This is a genomic window from Microbulbifer maximicatervae (SeqCode), assembly GCF_056231245.1.
The window spans coordinates 3,188,322-3,208,609 of the sequence record NZ_CP174334.1; the positions used below are offsets into that span (position 1 = coordinate 3,188,322).

Annotated in this window: 21 protein-coding genes; 4 read left to right on the forward strand and 17 right to left on the reverse strand. The window is 46.1% G+C overall.

All coding sequences use genetic code 11. The annotated features are described in order from the left end of the window. Positions 1-343: 343 nt before the first annotated feature. Positions 344-2,035: a histidine kinase gene (locus ACJJIS_RS13770; RefSeq protein ID WP_475708340.1), complete on the reverse strand. Its 1,692-nt coding sequence runs from the start codon at positions 2,033-2,035 to the stop codon at positions 344-346. Positions 2,036-3,191: 1,156 nt separating this feature from the next. On the opposite strand from ACJJIS_RS13770, the gene ACJJIS_RS13775 reads away from it, so the two are divergent. Genes ACJJIS_RS13775 through ACJJIS_RS13785 form a run of 3 tightly spaced genes read left to right on the forward strand, consistent with a single transcriptional unit; the run spans position 3,192 to position 5,437 of the window. Then, positions 3,192-3,536 (forward strand): hypothetical protein, encoded by a 345-nt coding sequence (locus tag ACJJIS_RS13775; RefSeq protein ID WP_475708341.1) that lies wholly within the window; start codon positions 3,192-3,194, stop codon positions 3,534-3,536. A 22-nt stretch (positions 3,537-3,558) separates the two neighbouring features. Further along, entirely contained in the window at positions 3,559-4,281 is a 723-nt protein-coding gene (locus tag ACJJIS_RS13780; RefSeq protein WP_475708342.1) for a 4'-phosphopantetheinyl transferase family protein, read from the forward strand. A 52-nt stretch (positions 4,282-4,333) separates the two neighbouring features. Beyond that, positions 4,334-5,437 carry a 3-deoxy-7-phosphoheptulonate synthase gene (locus ACJJIS_RS13785; RefSeq protein WP_475708343.1) on the forward strand — a complete coding sequence of 368 codons (1,104 nt, stop codon included), beginning with the start codon at positions 4,334-4,336 and terminating at the stop codon, positions 5,435-5,437. Positions 5,438-5,625: 188 nt separating this feature from the next. Here ACJJIS_RS13785 and ACJJIS_RS13790 read toward each other — a convergent pair whose 3' ends face one another. From ACJJIS_RS13790 to ACJJIS_RS13825, 8 genes are all read right to left on the reverse strand, one after another. After that, the gene (locus ACJJIS_RS13790; protein WP_475708344.1) at positions 5,626-6,117 is read right to left on the reverse strand and encodes a GNAT family N-acetyltransferase; all 492 of its coding nucleotides are present in this window, start codon (positions 6,115-6,117) and stop codon (positions 5,626-5,628) included. 138 nt (positions 6,118-6,255) lie between these two features. Next, positions 6,256-6,744, reverse strand: coding sequence for a GNAT family N-acetyltransferase (locus ACJJIS_RS13795; protein ID WP_475708345.1), 489 nt, complete (start codon positions 6,742-6,744; stop codon positions 6,256-6,258). Positions 6,745-6,799: 55 nt separating this feature from the next. Beyond that, positions 6,800-7,798 carry a hypothetical protein gene (locus ACJJIS_RS13800; protein ID WP_475708346.1) on the reverse strand — a complete coding sequence of 333 codons (999 nt, stop codon included), beginning with the start codon at positions 7,796-7,798 and terminating at the stop codon, positions 6,800-6,802. Positions 7,799-8,070: 272 nt separating this feature from the next. Further along, entirely contained in the window at positions 8,071-8,577 is a 507-nt protein-coding gene (locus ACJJIS_RS13805; protein ID WP_475708347.1) for a GNAT family N-acetyltransferase, read from the reverse strand. A 155-nt stretch (positions 8,578-8,732) separates the two neighbouring features. After that, on the reverse strand, positions 8,733-9,344 hold the full coding sequence (locus tag ACJJIS_RS13810; RefSeq protein ID WP_475708348.1) for a DUF998 domain-containing protein: 612 nt from the start codon (positions 9,342-9,344) through the stop codon (positions 8,733-8,735). A 1,114-nt stretch (positions 9,345-10,458) separates the two neighbouring features. Then, complete coding sequence (locus tag ACJJIS_RS13815; protein WP_413665113.1) at positions 10,459-10,977, reverse strand: MaoC family dehydratase; 519 nt, start codon at positions 10,975-10,977, stop codon at positions 10,459-10,461. Positions 10,978-11,007: 30 nt separating this feature from the next. After that, positions 11,008-11,535 (reverse strand): MaoC family dehydratase, encoded by a 528-nt coding sequence (locus ACJJIS_RS13820; protein ID WP_444957232.1) that lies wholly within the window; start codon positions 11,533-11,535, stop codon positions 11,008-11,010. Positions 11,536-11,591: 56 nt separating this feature from the next. Continuing rightward, positions 11,592-12,443, reverse strand: coding sequence for an HpcH/HpaI aldolase/citrate lyase family protein (locus ACJJIS_RS13825; RefSeq protein WP_413665111.1), 852 nt, complete (start codon positions 12,441-12,443; stop codon positions 11,592-11,594). A 281-nt stretch (positions 12,444-12,724) separates the two neighbouring features. Between ACJJIS_RS13825 and ACJJIS_RS13830 the strand changes: the two genes are divergently transcribed. Continuing rightward, the gene (locus ACJJIS_RS13830; RefSeq protein WP_475708349.1) at positions 12,725-13,924 is read left to right on the forward strand and encodes a CaiB/BaiF CoA transferase family protein; all 1,200 of its coding nucleotides are present in this window, start codon (positions 12,725-12,727) and stop codon (positions 13,922-13,924) included. A 5-nt stretch (positions 13,925-13,929) separates the two neighbouring features. Here ACJJIS_RS13830 and ACJJIS_RS13835 read toward each other — a convergent pair whose 3' ends face one another. The 8 genes from ACJJIS_RS13835 to ccmA form a co-directional block, all read right to left on the reverse strand. Then, positions 13,930-14,529 (reverse strand): IMPACT family protein, encoded by a 600-nt coding sequence (locus tag ACJJIS_RS13835; RefSeq protein WP_413665109.1) that lies wholly within the window; start codon positions 14,527-14,529, stop codon positions 13,930-13,932. After that, the gene (locus ACJJIS_RS13840) at positions 14,492-15,076 is read right to left on the reverse strand and encodes a DsbE family thiol:disulfide interchange protein (protein ID WP_475708350.1); all 585 of its coding nucleotides are present in this window, start codon (positions 15,074-15,076) and stop codon (positions 14,492-14,494) included. The genes ACJJIS_RS13835 and ACJJIS_RS13840 overlap by 38 nt, the downstream gene beginning before the upstream one ends. A gap of 15 nt (positions 15,077-15,091) precedes the next feature. Further along, positions 15,092-17,083 (reverse strand): heme lyase CcmF/NrfE family subunit, encoded by a 1,992-nt coding sequence (locus ACJJIS_RS13845; RefSeq protein ID WP_444912612.1) that lies wholly within the window; start codon positions 17,081-17,083, stop codon positions 15,092-15,094. Beyond that, entirely contained in the window at positions 17,080-17,529 is a 450-nt protein-coding gene (locus tag ACJJIS_RS13850) for a cytochrome c maturation protein CcmE (protein WP_444932715.1), read from the reverse strand. The genes ACJJIS_RS13845 and ACJJIS_RS13850 overlap by 4 nt, the downstream gene beginning before the upstream one ends. Before the next feature lie 87 nt (positions 17,530-17,616). Beyond that, positions 17,617-17,859, reverse strand: a complete 243-nt coding sequence (gene ccmD / locus ACJJIS_RS13855; protein WP_444896642.1) for a heme exporter protein CcmD — start codon at positions 17,857-17,859, stop codon at positions 17,617-17,619. A gap of 1 nt (position 17,860) precedes the next feature. Then, the gene (locus ACJJIS_RS13860) at positions 17,861-18,604 is read right to left on the reverse strand and encodes a heme ABC transporter permease (RefSeq protein ID WP_282933518.1); all 744 of its coding nucleotides are present in this window, start codon (positions 18,602-18,604) and stop codon (positions 17,861-17,863) included. Positions 18,605-18,618: 14 nt separating this feature from the next. Further along, complete coding sequence (gene ccmB, locus ACJJIS_RS13865) at positions 18,619-19,332, reverse strand: heme exporter protein CcmB (RefSeq protein WP_444932714.1); 714 nt, start codon at positions 19,330-19,332, stop codon at positions 18,619-18,621. After that, on the reverse strand, positions 19,319-19,987 hold the full coding sequence (ccmA, locus tag ACJJIS_RS13870; RefSeq protein WP_445364773.1) for a cytochrome c biogenesis heme-transporting ATPase CcmA: 669 nt from the start codon (positions 19,985-19,987) through the stop codon (positions 19,319-19,321). Before ccmA ends, ccmB begins: the two co-directional genes overlap by 14 nt. Positions 19,988-20,288: the final 301 nt, after the last annotated feature.

Sequence of the window (20,288 nt, forward strand, 5' to 3'; positions counted from 1 at the left end):
GTGCTGGCTTCATAACTATAAACAATACTGCTCTCATAATATTCGTCCTGGTCGCATCCTGCTGGGTGCGATTGCCCACCGAATCGTAGTAATAGCTGTTTTCTCCCTGGGCAAAGCCCTCATTCATAAGCCAGTTTAGCTTGTCGAAGATAAATTCCCGATCCTTTAGGTACTCACAATTTCCAGCCGGTAATCCAAACCTAAGCTGTAACTCTGACTGATGCCATTGCCATAATCCATAGAGCTAAAAGCATCGAAGAACAGATGAGGTATAGTTGGACCCACGAACATGAGTCCAACTGATATAGAAGTATTCTTATAGATCAAGAAAGGTATCGTCTAACTAGTAGACATAAATAGCTCCCGCAGCATCCGCATCATTCAAATCTGGATCAGCCATAAGTCCAGTATCCGAACCCTGCTCCTCTGGAGCACCCACAACTAGGGTATCCCCGTCACCACTTAAAGCGATTGAAGTTCCAAAGTAGTCACGCTCATCGGTGTTATTGGCTTTCAAGTAAGTACTCTCAATCCACTGCCCATCAACCATCGAATACATATAGGCCGCGCCCGCCCTAGATGCCGAGTTGTCAGTGCTATCAGCATAGAAACCTACACCAGCACTACTCTCCTGAGCACCTACCGCAAGCAATGAGCCGTCATTGTTCAGGCTAATAGACGTACCAAAAGCATCATCTTCATCGGTGTTACTCGCTTTAAGGTAGGCACTTTGGTACCAAGAATCCTCCTCATATGAAAATAGATAGACAGCACCATTATTGAAGCCATCGCGATCATCAGGGTCCTCTGAAGCACCTGCCTGAAGTGGGGCGCCCACAGCGAGCAGGTTGCCGTCGCTACTAAAACTAACATCCCAACCAAAACGATCACCCACTCTTGCACTATCTGCAGTAAGCAACTGTTGTTGAGCCCAGCCACCATTATTGGAGAAAATATAAGTTGCTCCCCTGCCACCATGCCCACCAATAGCACCAACCGCGAGAATGGAACCATCATCACTCAAGCTAACGGATGAACCGAAGTCCATATTTGAATTACTATCACTTGCCTTCAAATAAGCTTCTTGACTCCACTCAACCCCAGAATACTGGAAGATATACACTGCACCAGAATCTAGAGCTTCGTCATTATCAGGGCCGCTATTAACACCGGTAGCACTACTATCTTCATATGGGGCTGCTACTGCCAAGGTTGTTCCATTATCACTTAAACTCAACGCCCGACCAAAGAAATCATAATAGCCATGATTATCTGCTCTTAATTTAGCGCTGTGAGTCCACTCCAAATCCTCACGGGTGAATATATGTACTGCGCCAGCCGAAAAGTTATCATCCTCACCATTTTCTTTATAGGCACCAACAGCCAACGTATTTCCGTCGCCACTGAGACTCACTGCAGATCCAAATGCAGCTCCACTTTCAACCTCTAAAGCTTTTAAAACAGCTCGGTAAACCCAACCATCTTCACCATAATCAAAAATATATACAGCCCCCGACCCGCTAGCTGCATTATTAAATTCATTTAACTCATTACTATCTTCGCCAGTCGCACCAACAGCTATGGTAGAGCCGTCGTCACTAATCGCAACGGACCAACCAAACTGGTCACCGGCTTCGGCATTACCAGCCTTGAAATAACCAATACTATCGACAACTTCCTCATCAATCGATATTTCATTTGAATCCAGGCAAGTTGTATCATCACAGCTTTGCAATATATAGCGAGCATTCAATCGCTCAAATAGAGGCACCTTAATTTCTACGACTTCAGAACCTGCAGAAATTTTATCGCTAACTACTTCATAGCCAGATTGCCCATCTTTGTTCTCAAGAAGTTGATAATAGGTAGCCCCTTCAACATCCGACCATTCAAAAGTGAACACTTTTGCTGAGTTGAAATATAGGTAAGGAGTCGCCGCCTCTGAGATCGAGGAACCTCCGCCAGATGAGCCGCCCCCACAAGCGCTCAAGATCACACCACATGCAATAACTACCGAACTGCTTTTAAACTTCACAACATCCCTCCCCAAGGAATATGGATTGAATCGCGCGCAACCCTACCAAGCTTCAGTGAAAAGAAAAACCAGAAATAAGATAAAGTGAGAGGCGAAGGAGATTAAAAAGTAAAGTTATAGTTACAATGGTTGATATCGTGATAACTTGGGAGGCTACCTTTCAAGAAAAATAGTTTCCTGCACTCCCCCAAAAAACACATAAAGACAAAAGCACAGCAAAAAGGGACATATTGTCGAAAACGAGCAATAAAACAGAGTAAATTAAAATAGAAACGCTAAATAAATTAGCTCATTCATAATCGAAATGTAAATGCGTAAAAGTAAAACGATTGAGATATGATTTTTGGCCTTTGACCACTTTTTCACACTCATAAAATGGTGAACCAGCTCTTTCATCAAGCAAAGTAGCTGTGACACTTATCAATAAGCGGTCCTCCCGCTCATTAAATATCAGGTCGGTTATACCCCAACCTAAAGAATACCACTGCATTGGCCAGAATATCCGACCCCAAGCCATCAGTTAGCAAGCCCTTACAAATACAGGCAACCTCATTAGGGTTAATAATATCCATGGAAATGGTCTAATAACCATATTCAGCACACGGAAATTTAATATAGAAATCAAATACTGAAGCTCTATTTTTACAAAAAAAATCGGCTATGGGGAATAGAGGTAAGCGCCCCCACAGAATTGCGAATTCCTGCCATCTTAGCCTTGGCAAACAACCCATAACATCTACTCATAAAGCCACTTGATGCCATCAGTAGCAACCTGAGCTGCCCGCTAGTTAATTTCTGCAGAAAACTCATTGATTCACAACCCCACACAGGAGGTAGTGGATAAAAAATAGTCAGCAAGAGAAGCTGGAAATTAACCAATTCCTGGGCTTGGAAGAAAATGCGGCGCCACATCACCAACCCCAAATGATAATAATTTTTATTTGCGTTTAGTGCCTGACTGGGGTAGCCTAGTGCCCCATCATTACTTCTTCTTAAAAATTAATATCGGGGATAGACCCTATATATATTGCTTAAGTTTAGAAACACAGGGACTGTCATTACTGCTGTCATGAACTCAAATTTATTTTCTCTTACCGCTCCAATTCTTTTTGGGCTTCACAGCCAGCCGCAAAGTTCGAAGGTAAAGAAGCAATGGGTGAGCAGCTATCGCTTAATTCCCATCATAAAAACATGGATCGGTTCCAACTGGGAAGCGACGCTAACTCACATTGAGAATGAGAACCAAATACAGCACCATGGTCAAACAAACAGCCTATGTGATACCCAATATTTCACAGGCAATACCTTTGGTAATTTGAAGGTTAGTATTCTAGATAAAATACTTGCCTCTATGGCCGGGACTCTTTATTTTTTCTCTGCAACAGTTGGTATTGTTATTGCTAACCCTCTAGGATCAAATGGCTTAAAGAGTGCGGTATATGAAAAAATCACAGAGAAGAACCTCTCCGCCAAGCACCTCCCTCAAGACGAAAAAATATAGATACTGAAGAAGCTACGACATCATGAACCAGGACCCCTTTAGTGATAGTTACAACTCAATATCTGCGTTTTTAGGTGGGTTTCAAAATATCGAGTCCAATCACTTTTCTGGTTGCCTGATAGAAACCACTTTTAGCGTGAGAAACTATTGTGACTCGTTTTTTGAACTGCTTAATATTCCTTTTTCAGATGCATTAAACAACGCAGTCCCGTCCCGACAGGCCGAATTTCTTGCTGGGCGAGCCTGTGCTCACTTTGCCCTCAGTAAGCTGGGTATGCCCGTAGAGGAAATCCCTGTAGGAAAAAACCGCTGCCCGGTATGGCCAAAGGGTGTACGAGCTTCTATTACCCATGCTAGCAATCGAGCAATCTGTGCAGCCAGCACTACATCTGAAGGGCTTGGAATTGATTATGAAACAATTATTTCAGATAAGACTGCCGAAGAAATCAAACACAATATAGTCAGTAATTCAGAAGTAAGACTACTATCAGAGAGCGGTTTTCCTTTGGAACAGTGGCTAACAATAGCTTTCTCAGTGAAAGAAAGCTTTTTCAAGGCGCTATACCCAAAAGTCGGAAAGTACTTTGACTTTCTGGATGTTGAAATTACTTCAGTATCGCCCCAGCAACAAAAGTTAGAACTAAGAATTTTGCAGGACCTCTCCCCCAGAGTTCTCAGTGGAAGCACCTATACAGCCATCTTTCAACCGCATCAAGGCGGCATATTAAGTGTCGTTGAATATTAATCACCACCGACTATACCGACAGTACTTTCGTTAAGAAGAGAAGGACCATTTTATGTCTGACGTTCCAGCTATTCTGAGCGCACGGACTCATATGAAACTCCCGGGTAATGACGAGCTAATCCAAAAAATGCCCTGCCCGTCTGATACCGCTTTAGCGATCGAGCGAACTCGCCACCAGGTTGCCAGAATACTAAGCGGTGAAGATGACCGCCTACTGGTTGTGGTCGGTCCGTGCTCAATTCACGACCCTGAAGCTGCGCTAGACTATGCGCAAAAACTGTCCGAAATTCAAAACCAGTTTGAAAGCAGTCTTTGTCTTGTCATGCGTACATATTTTGAGAAACCGCGTACTACTGTAGGCTGGAAAGGTTTTATTTATGATCCTCATTTGGATGGCAGCGCCGATATGCATACCGGGCTCACTAAAGCCAGGGAGTTATTGCTCAACATCAATGCACTGGAATTAGGGGCTGCCACTGAATTCCTGTGCCCGCTGAATGCACTCTACATAGCAGATTTGATTTCCTGGGGAGCTATCGGCGCTCGTACCACGGAATCACAAACACACCGGGAATTAGCCTCTGCACTTCCCTGTCCTATCGGTTTTAAAAATAGTACTGACGGAAATGTCAAAGTTGCAATGGATGCGATTCAGGCAGCTCAATTTCAACAGATATTCTGTACCACAATCCGCAATGGAAAACTTGAAGCTGTTCAGTCTACAGGCAACCCCAACTGCCACTTAATTCTTCGTGGAGGAAGAAGGCCCAATTACCATGCTGAGGACATAGAACAGGCGATATCTCAGCTTGATTATGCATCGCTCCCCACCGGCATTATGGTGGATTGCAGCCACGGCAACAGCCAGAAAATACATAGTATTCAAATGATTGTTGCGGAGTCTCTCTGCGATCAAATCAGTACAGGGCAAAGAAATATCTCAGCTGTAATGATTGAGAGCTTCCTCGAAGAAGGAAGCCAAAAGATTTGCCCCTGGGACAAGATGACCTACGGACAATCGGTTACTGATGCTTGTATCGGCTGGAAGGATACTTATCAGGCGTTAGAGATGCTTTCTGACGCCGTTGTCAGACGTCGCCATCTATTTACCACCTCCCACAATATGGGAATGGAATTAAATCAAAGTGCTCTGTAATAGTACTTCAGACATATTTAAGTTACCGATCCCCTGAAGTTATAGCGGCACTGGCAAAACAGTGCCAACTTCTTCAGTTTTTGGTGCAGATTCTATTTGCAAGCAATTCATTCCAATAGATATGGTCTGAATTCACAACGATCCCAGAAAGAAAATAAGAAAACACAACGATGTTAAATTTATTTACTTTAGAGCGTAAGAAACATCTCATGCCAACTCAAGCCACCATGAGTAGAATCAGATTTACCTTGATGAATAAATCCATATTTAGCATACATACCAACAAGCTCATCCTGACATATCAGATAAATTCTCTTTTTCCCTAGCTCACTCATAGAGCTAATAAAGCTGTTCAATAGCTTATTTGCCATACCCTTACCTTGATAATTAGGGTGAACCACCAGTGACATAATAACAATGTTTTCTCCATTCGAATCATGCCCCACCAGCTCTTTAAACTCTTCGTTAGATAACTCTACGTCGTGAGTTGCTCCTGAATTAATAAAACCTATAACTTCCTTATTATTCTCTATAACAAGAAAACCTTCGGGGTAAGTCAAAATTCGCTTTAGAATCTTTTCTTTTGTTGCTGCCTCGTTACCAGTATAAGATACAGATTCAATCTCAAAGCACCTAGCTAGATCCCGCTCATTCGCAGAGCGAATATTAATTTCAGACATCCTTGACCAAGACTCCATGTTCATAAACCAAAATAAAGGTGTCCCTCCTCTCACAGGTACTAGAGGGCATACGTATCAACAGTTATAGCAACCTTATTTTTCCTAGTATATAGCCTTCAATCACTAAGTTATATTGAGCTAAATCACCTTAGCCATCAAATAGACATCAGCATATTCACCATTTCGAAATGCATAATTTTTTGCAGTGCCTTCGACCTCAAATCCATACTTCTTATATAGACCTATAGCCTGTTCATTATCAGTATAAACCTCTAACTCTATACGGCGAACGGCAAGCCAGTTAATAGATAGGTTGAGCATCGCCTCCAAAAGCTTTGAGCCAACCCCACTATTTTGATGTTCTTCACTTACTGCCATACCTATATTTGAGACATGCTTTCGCCTTGGATTCGAGAACACCTCCATTCCAATTTGACCGACAATCATCCCATCCAGGACAGCTACAATGCTATAAAAGTTATCGGGGATATCCCCCAGAAACTTCTCCCATTTATCTATTGAAGGGTATGGGACTTGGAGTGTTCCTGCATAGCAGGAAGACTGAGCATATATATCTTTAATTTCAGGAATATCTTCTTTTCTACTATGTCTAATTTCTATACTCATGGACCGATTCTCGCACCACTTAATATCAATTTAACCAATTTATTAATCATTTAAACTAATCACCATCCAAGAGTATACTCTTAACATTATGAATTTCTGTAGAGATAACCTTCTTGTTCTGGCGCACCTCCACAGTCACGACCCCACCTGTACAAATATAATGCTTCTCAAAATCTGGATGCATCGTAACAAATTGTTTAACCTCAGCTCCAATAAGCGCACTAAACAAAGCATAAGTGAGTGCATAACTACTGTTATTTGAACTTTCACTAAAATTATAGGTTATGTCACAACCTGAACCTTCATGCCTCTTAAAATCTACACCGCACCGAACATAAGCAGTCCGTAATCGCTTAAATGCACACATAACCTGTTGGTACCGATCATCGGTTCCCTCCCAGGAATAGCTCCAATAAGAATGAATATCATCATTATGGGGTGTTTCATTCTTTCCCGGGATCATATTGAAAAATATCATTTCCCAAAAGTAGTCATCCGGCACTTTTATTTTTGTTTTCGTTATGATTTTTACGGGCTTAATTGGTTTTGGTACTTCGGTACGGGAATCAATTAATTGGCCTTCAAAAATTGACTTGGGTAGCCCCTGATGCCACCAAGCATACACAGTTTGAATCAACTCCGTAACTTCAGATTCATCGGCCTGGCAATGCTCTTTTATTAATTTACCACCTTCAACCCTGTAAAAAATCTCCCACGAATCATCACCCGATATATATGCCCTAAGATCAATGGGGTTAACTAGCTGTCCATAAAATAACAATAGCTCATCAAGTATCTGCTCCGCTTGCATACCTAGAACGTATCGAATACCGATTACGGAGCCGTACTTTTTAAAACTCTCCGGACGAACTTCAAAAAAGTCACTAAGCTGCTCTAGTAATTTCTTCGCAAGTTCGAGTCCGTGTTCCGGGCTTAATATAGTGGCAGCGTTTACAAAGTCTGATTCAGACTCACTATCCAATAATGACAAGAAATCTTGAACCTCAATCGACTTCGGCAGTTTCAAATAAATATTAGAGGGAAGTTCAGCCACTTTTTCTCCATAAAATTTTTATAATTGATATTGCAATAAAACTTGAAATTTATGCGCACTATAATTCATACAAGCACCCCTTTTGGGAGAAGCGAGCTATCCACTATATCCATATAGTCTTTTTGCTATGCTTACTGGTGCTTAATGATAGATCTAACTCTTTTCATATTTTCTCATATATTCATTATCACGCCTATAAAAAATAGAATTTTACTCATCCGCCCTTTTCTATCTGTAAAACGGTGGAAGGTCCATCGTAGTGCAGCTGACAGTTAAGCTCGTGCCGAGAATGCTCTGTGATATACAACCTCTCCACTTGGAAAATCGTCATCAAACGACAGTGCCTGGAAGTACTCTACGGGTACATCGGGTAAAATCAGCCCTTCGACAACTTTGAAGCCAAAACGCCCGTAATAAGCAGGCTCCCCCAGCACAACGCAGCCTGCCGCACCTTGTTCTTTGAGGTCAACCAGGGCGCTCCGAACAAGCTTTGAGCCAACTCCTCTGTTCTGATACTCAGGTAGTACTGAAATCGGCCCGAGCCCGAACCAGTTGGCTGAGCCATCAGAAATAACAACTGGAGAAATGGCAATGTGGCCTATAATTTCTTCATCCACTTCAGCCACCTTTGATATAAATAATGCGTCAGCTTGGCGAAGGGCCTTCACGATAAACTGCTCAGAGTGATTAGTATACGGAGCCTCCCGAAAAGCCAAGGTAGTGACTCTGTGGATTGGCTCAATATCTCTTTTACTCTCTTTGCGTATCTGAATATCCAAATTTTGCTCTCTCTAAATTTTTTAAACTATTTTCCCAGCTTTGTTATATTGAAATTTTTTCTTTAAATTGACACTCTTTCTGTCTCCCACAAGTAGATTACTTTTTGAGTAAATTCCTACGATTCTTGATTCATCTGATTTGATACCTTAACGCATTACGTAACAGGCATAGAATATGACGCAACTTGTTCATGCACCTTCTTTTTGGCCGACGATGAAAGCTGATAAGCTGCCAGTCCATACCATATCAAAGTAACTGCCACCCAAATCCTTTGTGTCACTCCTTTGTATTCAACAGGCATATATCCATAACTAAAGAACCAAAAGAAAACAACGTGAATCAAGGTTACAAGTACGCATAAATCCTGGAATTTCTTTGAGATATAATAATTGCGCATCTCTAAAGCAAATATAACAGGAACAACTATTAAGATACTTGTTAGCCCATATACATCATGTAATGGGCTATTCATAATAAAGAGCCCCGCAAAAATCCATGTTACACCAAATGCAAACATCGTTAAAAAAGTAAATTTAGCCTTTGCGAGTGACAAACAAGGCAGAGAAAATATACACATAGAAAGACCAATCAATATATCTGTAAGTCTATGTGAATATGGAAAGAAAGGTGATTCCAATGCTAACTCACTAATATGCTGAGTCACAATACTATAGCCAGGCAAAAACAACCCCAAGAAAATATTATACAGTGCAAACACAGGTATCAGCATTGCCTGCCTAATGAATATCAAATCCCGATTACCCAAAACTCACTCCATCTTGTAGAAAAATTAACATCCACATCTCAAACAAGCCAGCGCTACCTGACTGCCCAATGCAGGCTCATGTGATCGAAAAACACGGCATCAGCTTATCAAGTAACACCCTACATTGTGACGTAAAGTTGCCGAGAATACGCATGGTAGCGATTTATAGCCAATAAGGCATTTTCCAGGATACTCTCTTCAACACTATTGCCAAATAAGAGCGCGTACCTAGAGTTCTCCGAATCTTGTATTTTGAACTCATACTCAATATCGAAGTACTCAGCTAAAATATCCTCGATATAATCGAGATGATCCCAACTGAAAAGCTCTAAACACATGCCAAAATCTGGATCACAGGAAATTCTAAGTTCTTTCAATAATATCGATCTATCTACCATAGTCACTTAATGCCAATCACTCATGGGGAGGCTCGAAGCGCTGCCCCCAAGAAAGCATAATAGCGTTAGTACTTACCAGATGCATTCTGCTTAACAGGAACTTCTGATCTGTAGTACTTCATATGCATATTTATCTAATTCATCTTCATTTGAATAAATATCAGGGTAAACTACCCTGTGCTCTTTTATCAATTTGAAAATCTTACACGTGGCTTTCTTGCTTTCACTATCTACAGACGGTAAGCACCCATCACTAGTCATGACAAATGTGTCAACTGACATTCACAGTATCTCTGAGTAACTGCTTAATTCCCTATGTCTGTTTCTACAAGCGTTCTATTACTACCTACTGAATTAAGATATTTATCTTTAAGGGTATACAAAGAAGCTATTTGTCACACTGTACAAAGGTACCCCTAAAGACACCTTGCAGCCGCACAATATATCAACATTCTCCTCGTTTTTACGATATATGCAAATCTGTATAAGTCAATCCAGTTACACACATTTTACAATGGATGTAACCATCCCCCCGAGGTATTAGCAACAGGCGGAGACGGTACAGGCTACATTTAAAATAGTTAAAGCAGGGAGATATTAGAATGCTCTTTTCGATCCATCGCTATACTGGAGGACCTCTTGAATTTTACTACTTGCGCTATACCACTCTCGACAATCCAGAGTAGGAAAAAGAAGCCATTGGCTAGGCTGCGAAATCAGTATCCAGCAGCCTTATAGGGACCAAAGTTCTTACGATAAACAAGTAACGTTCGCTTGTAGGCGCAAACCCATTCACCATGTTGATTTTGAGCGCGGGAATATATGCTAAGCAACCCCTGTTCAGGCCTTGATTTTGACTCCCTTTTGGAAAGTATCTCAGATTCGAAGTATAAAGTATCTCCCACATAAACTGGCTGCAACTCACAGTCACTCATCTCCAAGTTGGCTACAACCTTTCCAAACGTCCTAGTTGTATGCGCCATTGCGCTTAAAACAAATGTCTCCAATACTCGTTGCCTATCACCATAAACTCGACGCGCATATACCTTATCAGTGATAAACGGGCTGAGATCGAATGAGCGAAGTGCATAGTCGACACAGCTAGCTTCAGTGAAGGTTCGACCTGGACGATGCTCGAATATTTGCCCCACTTCAAAATCTTCAAAGTCTATTCCGACCGTTTCTATATAAACGTTATCTTCTACTTCCCGCAAAAAATTAAATGACTCTTTCATTGAGGTCACCTAAATATGGAAAATGGAAATTTAGTAGCCGTTCGCAGAGAAAGGCAGGTGATTGCGTTTGAAGATCAACATGTCACACTGTATTTCGCAAATAGTCTTCTTGTCTTGATTCTTTCCATATATAACAATTTCTACCAGCCCCGCGTCGTCATACTCACTACCTGCCTGGACTTCGAGAACCTTACTCTCAGAATACAAGGTATCACCGCCATAAGCTGGTGCCACCATGGAAATTTTTCTCCAACCAACAATTTTTTTCCGTCGATTGTAGGTCTTCCAGATCAAGCCCATTAGCTGTTGAACCGCTAAAGTAGTATCAATTAACGGCTTACCGAATTCAGTTTGGGCGGTGTAACACTCATCAAAATGCAGCATGGCTTGATTTAAGGTCTTGATGCACTCTTCCTTATTATCGTGCTGGCTAATGGTAACGCCGGGCCTATGATGAAAAACCTGCCCTACCTTAAAGTCTTCAAAATCGAGACCGTAACGCTCTCGATAGCGATTTTTACCGGTCTTTATATACGCAGGAAAATGATAGCGGGGCATAGAAACCTCTTGCCTTACCGTAAGGCTCCGGTGAGTTTGGCTCTGCTATAGTACGGTCACAATCCCTTCGAGGCCGCCACAGTTTTCAGCGCCCGCTCAACCACGGGCATATCCACCATCTGTCCATCAACTACAAGAACTCCACCATGATTCTCTTTATAAGCTTTCAGTACTCGCTGAGCATGAGAGAGCGCCTCACTAGATGGTGCCAATCCTTGGTGAATCGGTTTAATTTGCTTTGGATGGATGGCTATTTTTCCAGAAAACCCCAGGGCGGAGACCCTCTGTGTTTCCTCAATTAGGCTTCTTTCATCATCCAGCTCCAAATAGGGGCCATCTACAGCATCAATGCCTGCAAATGCGGCAGCCTGAACCAGCCGCCCCCTGCCATATAAAAGAGCATCCCAGCTCATATCTGACCCCACTGTTGCACTGTAATCAGCCGCGCCAAAGGCCAGGCAAACCACCTCCTCTACCTGGGCAATACTCAACGCATTCTCCAAACCTTTTGGGGATTCAATCAGGGCTATTATTCGAATCGTTTTATGGGAGGGGGCCATAACCTGGCAAAAACCAATCACTTCTTCTGCTGATTGAACCTTGGGAAGAATCACAACGTCTGGCAGTTGCGGCAGATCTAGCAGCATCAACATATCCTTGATGCCGCAATCGCTGTCGAGCTGGTTGATTCTCAACGCGCGCTGAGTGGGAACAATATCCTTTCCTGTAAAGAAATTGACCACCTGCTCCCTTGCAGTATCTTTATCTTCCAGGGAAACGGCATTTTCCAAATCCACACAGGCAATATCGGCTCCGCTGGCCATTGCTTTTTCATAGCGATCCGGCCGGGTCGCAGGAACAAACAGGACACTGCGAAAGTACTTGCTTCTGTTAATGACACTGCCCATCTAGCGGCACCCTTTCAACAAATTGACAGATTGCCGGATATCCATTCCCGGTGCCCTTCTCAACGACCGGATTCAGAACCAATCCAGTAGCTCACCCAAAAGACTAGCAACTCTGTATTAAATCGCGACATCCACCTTCCGTGAGCTCTACCTAGCGGCCAGATCACCAAAATACGAGTGACCAGTTATTCTCAATATCTACCAATCAACCCCATCGAATTTACAGCTCCTGCTCTATGCTGAGGGGTACGGCGTATCTGTATTTAGTGGAATATTCCGACATGTTACCTCTTTCAGGATTGCGGATTGTGGCAGTGGAACAATATGGTGCCGGCCCTTTTGGCACTTTGTATCTGGCAAATCTGGGAGCAGAAATCATTAAGATCGAAGATATCTCTCGTGGCGGAGATGTCGGTCGTACCGTAGGCCCTTACTTCTTGGAAAGTGAATCCGGGGATAATAGCAGCCTTTTTTTCCAGGCTTTCAATCACAACAAACGCAGCTTATCCCTTAACCTTTCCTCTCCCCAGGGGCAGGAAATTTTGCACAAATTAATTCTTAGCGCAGATGCCCTGACCGATAACTTACGGGGAGACGTACCGGGCAAGCTGGGTATTACTTACAAACAACTGGGAAAGCTGAACCCCAAAATTGTTTGCGCCCACTTGACGGCCTACGGCCGGAATGGCGAAAGGGCCAAATGGCCAGGGTATGATTACCCCGTGCAGGCGGAAGCAGGATATTTCAAATTAACAGGTGACCCTGACGGTCCGCCCACCCGGTGTGGCTTGTCCTTGGTGGATTTATCCACTGGAGTAGCTCTCGCGCTGGCCGTTGTTTCCGGAGTGCTTAGTGCTAGGGAAACTGGCAAGGGTCGAGATATTGATGTCAGTCTTTTTGACAACGCTTTATATAATTTAAGTTATGTGGCCATGTGGCAATTAAATGCAGGGCACAACCAAAAGCGGGTGCCGCGATCGGCACACTTTTCCCTGAGCCCTTGTCAACTTTATAAAACAAAGGACGACTGGATTTACCTGATGTGCAATAAGGAAAAATTCTGGAAAGCCCTGTGTCAATGTATTGAACATCCAGAATTAGTTGACGCACCCAAGTTTGTAAATTTCAGGGAACGCAGAAAAAATCAATCGGAATTAACTGAAATCTTAGATGAGATACTGTCAAAAAAAGATACTGCAGAATGGCTGAAAATTTTAGCTGGTCAGGTGCCGGCAGCCCCGGTATATGATGTTGAGCAGGCGCTAACAAACCCCTTTGTTTCCGATACCGACCGCATCCAAACAATACCCGGTGATCACGGCAAGGATATTAAAATACTGGCACCGTCAATTCGCTGCGATGGAGAGATGGTTAATTTCAAGCGGGCACCTACCCTGGGAGAGGACACCAAGGATATTCTGGCTGAGCTTGGCTATTCCGGGGCTGAGATAGCCAAGCTTGCCAAGTACGGCATCATTTGAAAGAACTATTGATCATCGAGAAGCTGAAAGCCCTCTGCCAATAGTTGCGCCTGCAATTGCGACCACTGATCCTGGGGGAGTGAAACTGGCACAGTGACATCACTGGCATATTCCGCCTGCCCACAACTCCCCTGGTGACGTCCCACCAAAAAGCGCAGGCGGGCTTCCTGGGAAAAATCACAGCAAACCGAAACATGCAGCAGGGGAATAAAAGGCTGTAAAGGAATATCTTGCAGCGCTGCACCTACCGCACCGCGATAGGCGCGCATCAAGCCACCCACCCCAAGCTTGGTACCACCAAAATAGCGGGTCACTATAGCGCCCACATTACCGACACCCTGTTTCAACAGCAATTCCAGCATTGGTCGCCCCGCGCTACCACCGGGCTCGCCGTCGTCATCTGCTTGCATTACTTCCGGGTTGGAAGGGTTGCCGATCACCAACGCGGTACAGTGGTGGCTTGCATCGGGATATTGAGCGCGGACAGTATCCAGCTGTTGTTGAAAAGCCGCTTTATTCTCTACTGGCCCCAGCCAACAAATAAAACGGCTCTTCTTTTCTTCTGTCTCACTGACAACGGGAGATGAGGGAATCTGATAACTCACCGACAATATCGTCCCAGCGCTGGTTTTTTAATTTTTCGTACAAGGGCTGGAGCTTGGTCTGCCAGACTTTATTGTCGACAACGCCAACGTGTTTGCAGCGAATAGTCCCTTCGGAATCCACCAGGAAAGTTTCCGGCGCACCGAAAACACCGAGGTCCAGAGCCAAACGGCCATCTCTATCGGCGAGGCTATACAAGTAGGGATTGTGGAATTTCTCCAACCACTTGATTGCTGCCTCATCCTCATCTTTGAGGTTAACGCCAACGATCGGCACACCCTGCTCAGCCAGAGCATTCAAATAGGGGTGCTCTACCCGGCAAGCTACACACCAAGTGGCCCACACATTCATCAAATGCGGGCCATTGGGAAGATCTTTCTTCTCTACAATTTGGCTGTTATCCGCCACTTTTTGCAAAGAGAATTCCGGCACAGGTTTATTCAGCAGGGCCGACGGCATTTCCTGTGGGTCCAGGTAGAGGCCCCGCCAAAATAACAAGGCCAGCACGACAAATATTACCAGGGGCAAAAAGAGTTTGAGTCTAGACATTATCCTTTCCAACTATTACGCCGTAGCAACATTGCCTGTAACTTCTATATCTACAGGTTTAGCGGCTTTCGCTTTGCGATAGCGCTTATCCGCTACAGCAATAGCTCCACCAATCGCCATCAAAAGCGAGCCCAACCAAATCCATACCACAAAGGCTTTGTACTGAAGTCGCACAGCCCAATCACCGCTTGGGTTAGACCTGTCCATCGGCTCACCGAGGGCCACATAAATATCGCGGAAGAGTCCGGTATCGATCGCCGCCTCTGTCATGGTGTTGCCACCAGAGAGGTAATTGCGTTTCTGGGGATGCAGCTCTGCAACCGGCTTCCCGTCCTTGCTGACATGCAATACACCTTCAAAGGCTCGGTAATTAGGCCCCTGAACCATACGAACACCGTCAAATTTGAAGTCGTAACCGGAAACCTGGAAACTGTCCCCAGCACCCATACGCACATCTTCCTCAATACTGTAAACGGTGGTCAGTACTACCCCCAACACCGAAACTGCCAGGCCGATATGTGCGATATGCATCCCGTAGTAACTGGCTCTCTGACGCTTAAGGCCGGCAAAGAATGAGCTGGAGTTGCGGGTTTTAGCCACGATATCAGCGATGCTGGAAGCAAAGACCCAGATACCAATAAAGATTCCCAGCGCCGCTCCCCAATGGAAATCTCCCAGGGCCAGGGTCCACAGCAACGCAACTACCAACGAAGCGACAAATGGCAAACGCCATGCGCTCAGGAGTTTGTCCCAGCGGCTGTCTTTCCAGTTGGCGCGCACGCCCATCCCCACCAGCAGGCAGAGAACAACCATCAGTGGCACGAAGAAAAGATTAAAGAAGGGCGGACCCACACTCACCTTGCCCCAGTTCATGGCGTCGGCCAGAAGCGGGTAAAGAGTACCGGTCAAAACCATGCCCATAATCAGCATCAACAGAATGTTATTGCCAAGCAGGAAGGTTTCCAAAGAGCGGAAAGAGAAAACGCTACGGGCGCTGACTGTCGGTGCGCGCAGGGCAAATAACAGCAGCGAAGTGCCGACAATTACAGCCAGGAAGCCAAGAATAAAGCTGCCTCGCAGTGGGTCAGTAGCAAATGCATGCACCGAGGTAATCACCCCTGAGCGCACCAGGAAGGTGCCGAGCAGGCTGAGACTGAAAGCGAAAATCGCCAGCAGGATAGTCCAGCTCTTAAACAGGCCACGCTTCTCAGTTACCGCCAAAGAGTGCATCAAGGCAGTCCCTACCAACCAAGGCATCAGGGATGCATTCTCAACCGGGTCCCAGAACCACCAGCCACCCCAGCCCAGCTCGTAATAAGCCCACCAGCTACCCAGGGCAATACCCAAGGTCAGGAAGCCCCAAGCCACAGCCGTCCAGGGTCTTGCCCAACGGGCCCACACCGCATCCAGCTGGCCACCGAGCAATGCCGCAATAGCAAAAGCAAAGGCTACCGAGAAACCCACATACCCCATATAAAGCAAGGGCGGATGGAAAATCATACCGGGGTCCTGCAACAGCGGGTTCAGGTCAGAACCTTCCATCGGCGGGAATGGCAGGGTGCGATCAAATGGGTTGGAAGTAAACAGAATAAACAGGAAAAACCCGATCAGTACAAAACCGAGTACGGATAAAACCCGCGCGGAAAGCTCTGGGGGCAGCTGCTTACCAAACAGCGCTACTGCCGCAGCCCAACCAGCCTGAATCAAAAGCCACAACAGAATGGAGCCCTCATGCCCACCCCATACAGCGGTAACTTTGTAATAAACCGGCAGGATACTGTTGGAGTTCTGTGCTACGTAATTAACCGTGAAATCACTCTGCACAAAAGAAGTGGTCAGGCAGGCAAAAGCGATCAGAACGAACGCAAAAATACCCAGAGCCAGCGGACGCCCCGCATCCATCCACACAGGGCGCGATGAATAGCTACCGGCCATCGGCACTGTTGCGAGAGCAACCGAAAGCAGCAAGCCGACAATTAACGCAAAATGGCCCAGCTCAGGGATCATATTTTCGCTCCATCGGAACAACCTTCATGGGAAACCATGGTGTCGGCTACCTCAGGTGGCGTATAAGTTTCATCGTGCTTGGCCAGCACCTGGTCCGCACGCAGAACACCGCTTGGCATCAACTGGCCGGTAATCACTGCTGCTTCGCCTTCGGCAAATAGGTCCGGCAGGATTTTGTCGAAGACTACGGAGAGTTGAGCCTCGCCATCAGTAATCACAAACTGGACTTCCAGGCTACCAGTAGCTCGCTGCACACTGCCCGGGACAACACAACCTCCCGCGCGAATCCGCTTTTCCATCGGGACTTCACCCGCTGCAAAGGCCTTGGGGGCATAGAAATAATCGATATTGCCGCGCATCGCATAGGCTACAAAACCTACTGCTGCACTGGACAATACCACCAGGACAAGTACGAGTATCAGGCGTTGCTTGCGTACAGGGTGCATTGTCTAAGTCCTACTCCATAACTATTTAATTCTATTGCGCTGATAGGTTCTCCATCGCCCTATCCGCTGGAACCCGGCAAATTGAAATTAAGCCGGTTCCTCTGCTATTTCTTTCTTTGTGGTTACTGTGCGCTCACTCACTGCCTGGCGGCGGCGCTGGGCAATTTTCTGCTGTCGCACCAGCTCTGCCTTCAGGCCGCGGCGGGCAATGTAAGGGTAGAGAGCCATCCCCGCGAGACTCAGGAAAGTCACCGCGTAGGACACCCACACAAATACACCGTGGCCGTCCATCGTTAGGAAATCAGCCAGGTTGGCAAATTGAAACTCCACTTTATCGACCTCCCGCCAGTTCTTCCTGTACCCACTTGGTGCGCATCTCGCGCTTGAGCAGCAGAGTGCGGGTGTGAGTCAGCAGGGTCCAGGCATACATACAGTAGAAACCGATAATCATGGTCAGCAGCGGGTAGAACATACTCGGATCAATACTGCTGGATTCGGTCAGGCGAATGGTCGCGGGCTGGTGCAAGGTAAACCACCAGTCTACGGACTTGTAAATAATCGGGATATTCACGGTGCCCACCAAAGCCAGCAGTGCAGAAGCTTTGTCGGCGACCTGCTCCCGGTTCACTGCGTGGGTAAGTGCCATAACGCCGACATAGAGAAACAGGAGTATCAGCATTGAAGTAATGCGGGCATCCCATACCCAGTAAGCACCCCAGGTAGGTTTACCCCACACAGCACCGGTAAATAGCGAGACAAAGGTCAATACCGCACCGATCGGCGCGGCAGCGCGCATCACGGCAAAGGAGAGCTTCATCTTCCAGATCAAGCCGATAGCACCGCTGATCGCCATAATGTAGTAACCGGCCAGGGCCAGGAAGGCGGCGGGTACATGGATAAAGATAATGCGGTAACTATTGCCCTGCTTGGCATCTTCTGGGGCAAAACCCAGGCCCCAAACACTGCCTACAGCGAGCAATACAACACTAGCCAGCGCCAGCCAGGGCAGCCAGGCTTCAGTTTTTTGATAGAACCAGCGGGGCGAACCCAGGCGGTGAAACCATTGCCAAGCCAAGAAAGACCTCCAAATCAATTATCCAGGCTAATACGTATTGCACCCGCAGCAGCGAGTGGCGCCAGTGCCGCAGCAGCCGCTAGGAGTGCTGCCAATATCGCCAGTTGGGCGCTGTAGGCATAGCCATCAATTGCCGCCTGTACTGCGCCGGTGCCGAAGATTAGCACGGGCACATACAGCGGCATAACAATTAGTGCCAAGAGCAAACCGGGGCGGCGCAAGGCAACAGTGAGTGCTGCACCAATGGCCCCGATCAAACTCAAACTTGCAGTTCCCAGCAATAGGGAAGCCAGCAAACAAACATAACCATCCACGGGCAGATTCAGCATTAAGGCGAGCAGCGGCGACAGCAATGCCAGCGGCAAGCCTGTGGCAATCCAGTGCACCAGGGATTTTGCAAGAACCGCAAAGTAAAGCGGTTGTGGTAACAGGGTGAGCTGCTCCAGGGTGCCATCTTCGAAATCACCTTTAAAAAGGCTTTCCTGGGATAGCATGGTGGACAGTAGGGCCATTACCCAGATCATGCCCGGAGCCATCTTTGCCAGAAGTTCGGGCTCAGGTCCTACCCCTAACGGCAAAAGTGCTAAAACCGTCACAAAAAATAATAAGGGGTTGGCAATATCTGCTCGTTTTCTCAACGCCAAGAGCATTTCAATCCGGAACAGCGCCATAAAACCAGGGCCACTGCGCACTTCGCTCACCGGTGTTTGGACATCAACTGTCGACATGCTCTCCCCCAAAATCCTCAAAAGGCTCAGAGACTGAATAGTCAGACAAATTAACCTCACTGAGTCCGGCTAATGACAGAGGTTGGTGTGAGGTCAGCAGAATTGAACCACCGCTATAAAGATGGACCGCCATTTGCTCTTCCAATGCAGCAACACCCACAACGTCGAGGGCGGTCAGTGGCTCATCGAGTATCCACAATCGAGGGGAATCAGGTAGAAATAATCGCGCTAGGGCAACCCGGCGATTCTGGCCGGCGGAAAGGGAGTGGCACAAGCTGTCCTCAAAGCCGGTCAGGTCGACTTTATCGAGCGCATTAAGCGCGTCCTCATGGTCAGCACCATACCAGGTGAGGTTTTCCAGCGGAGTCAGGCCACTGCGCACTCCGCCCCTGTGCCCGATATATAGTAAGGATTCACGCATCACCGAGAGCGATTGCGGGTAGGCGGTATCACACCAAAGGATCTCCCCAGTGAAATCACTGCTACTGCCAATCAAAGTGCGCAGCAAGGTCGTTTTACCCGCGCCATTACTGCCTTTGATTTGAATTGCAGCGCCGGCTTGAAGAGAAAACTGAAGGCCCTCAAACAAGCGCCGACCATCCCTTTCGCAGGCGAGATCTCTCACTTGCAGCACAACTTGGGACTTAGGGGTCACAGACATTCCAGGATAAAACCGCTCTGACAAATCTGAACGGCATTATACCGGCACCAGCGCTAATTGCATTGTCTCAGCGAGCAACATTTTAGCAACCCTTGATCTTTCGCAAGAATGCCCACTGATTCACACTGAAAAGCGCTATTTAAATTGGCACTGAATTGTAGTTTTGGTATTTTCACACCGTCGTGAGATTCAGTACCTGTTTCTCGCTGTACCCTCAAGGAAGTGGGTAATCTCAGAAGTCGACATAAAGCTGGACCCCCAAAAGGGCCAATTCTTCTGCTCGTAAGGATGCGTG

Excerpts from the sequence above, each read along its gene's own strand:
- ACJJIS_RS13825 (WP_413665111.1), bottom strand. The coding sequence starts at position 12,443 with ATGGGCAGTGTCATTAACAGAAGCAAGTACTTTCGCAGTGTCCTGTTT.
- ACJJIS_RS13850 (WP_444932715.1), bottom strand. The coding sequence starts at position 17,529 with ATGCACCCTGTACGCAAGCAACGCCTGATACTCGTACTTGTCCTGGTG.
- ACJJIS_RS13780 (WP_475708342.1), top strand. The coding sequence starts at position 3,559 with ATGAACCAGGACCCCTTTAGTGATAGTTACAACTCAATATCTGCGTTT.
- ccmB (WP_444932714.1), bottom strand. The coding sequence starts at position 19,332 with ATGTCGACAGTTGATGTCCAAACACCGGTGAGCGAAGTGCGCAGTGGC.
- ACJJIS_RS13785 (WP_475708343.1), top strand. The coding sequence starts at position 4,334 with ATGTCTGACGTTCCAGCTATTCTGAGCGCACGGACTCATATGAAACTC.
- ACJJIS_RS13820 (WP_444957232.1), bottom strand. The coding sequence starts at position 11,535 with ATGCCCCGCTATCATTTTCCTGCGTATATAAAGACCGGTAAAAATCGC.
- ACJJIS_RS13795 (WP_475708345.1), bottom strand. The coding sequence starts at position 6,744 with ATGAGTATAGAAATTAGACATAGTAGAAAAGAAGATATTCCTGAAATT.
- ACJJIS_RS13815 (WP_413665113.1), bottom strand. The coding sequence starts at position 10,977 with ATGAAAGAGTCATTTAATTTTTTGCGGGAAGTAGAAGATAACGTTTAT.
- ACJJIS_RS13840 (WP_475708350.1), bottom strand. The coding sequence starts at position 15,076 with ATGTCTAGACTCAAACTCTTTTTGCCCCTGGTAATATTTGTCGTGCTG.
- ACJJIS_RS13845 (WP_444912612.1), bottom strand. The coding sequence starts at position 17,083 with ATGATCCCTGAGCTGGGCCATTTTGCGTTAATTGTCGGCTTGCTGCTT.
- ACJJIS_RS13830 (WP_475708349.1), top strand. The coding sequence starts at position 12,725 with ATGTTACCTCTTTCAGGATTGCGGATTGTGGCAGTGGAACAATATGGT.
- ACJJIS_RS13790 (WP_475708344.1), bottom strand. The coding sequence starts at position 6,117 with ATGTCTGAAATTAATATTCGCTCTGCGAATGAGCGGGATCTAGCTAGG.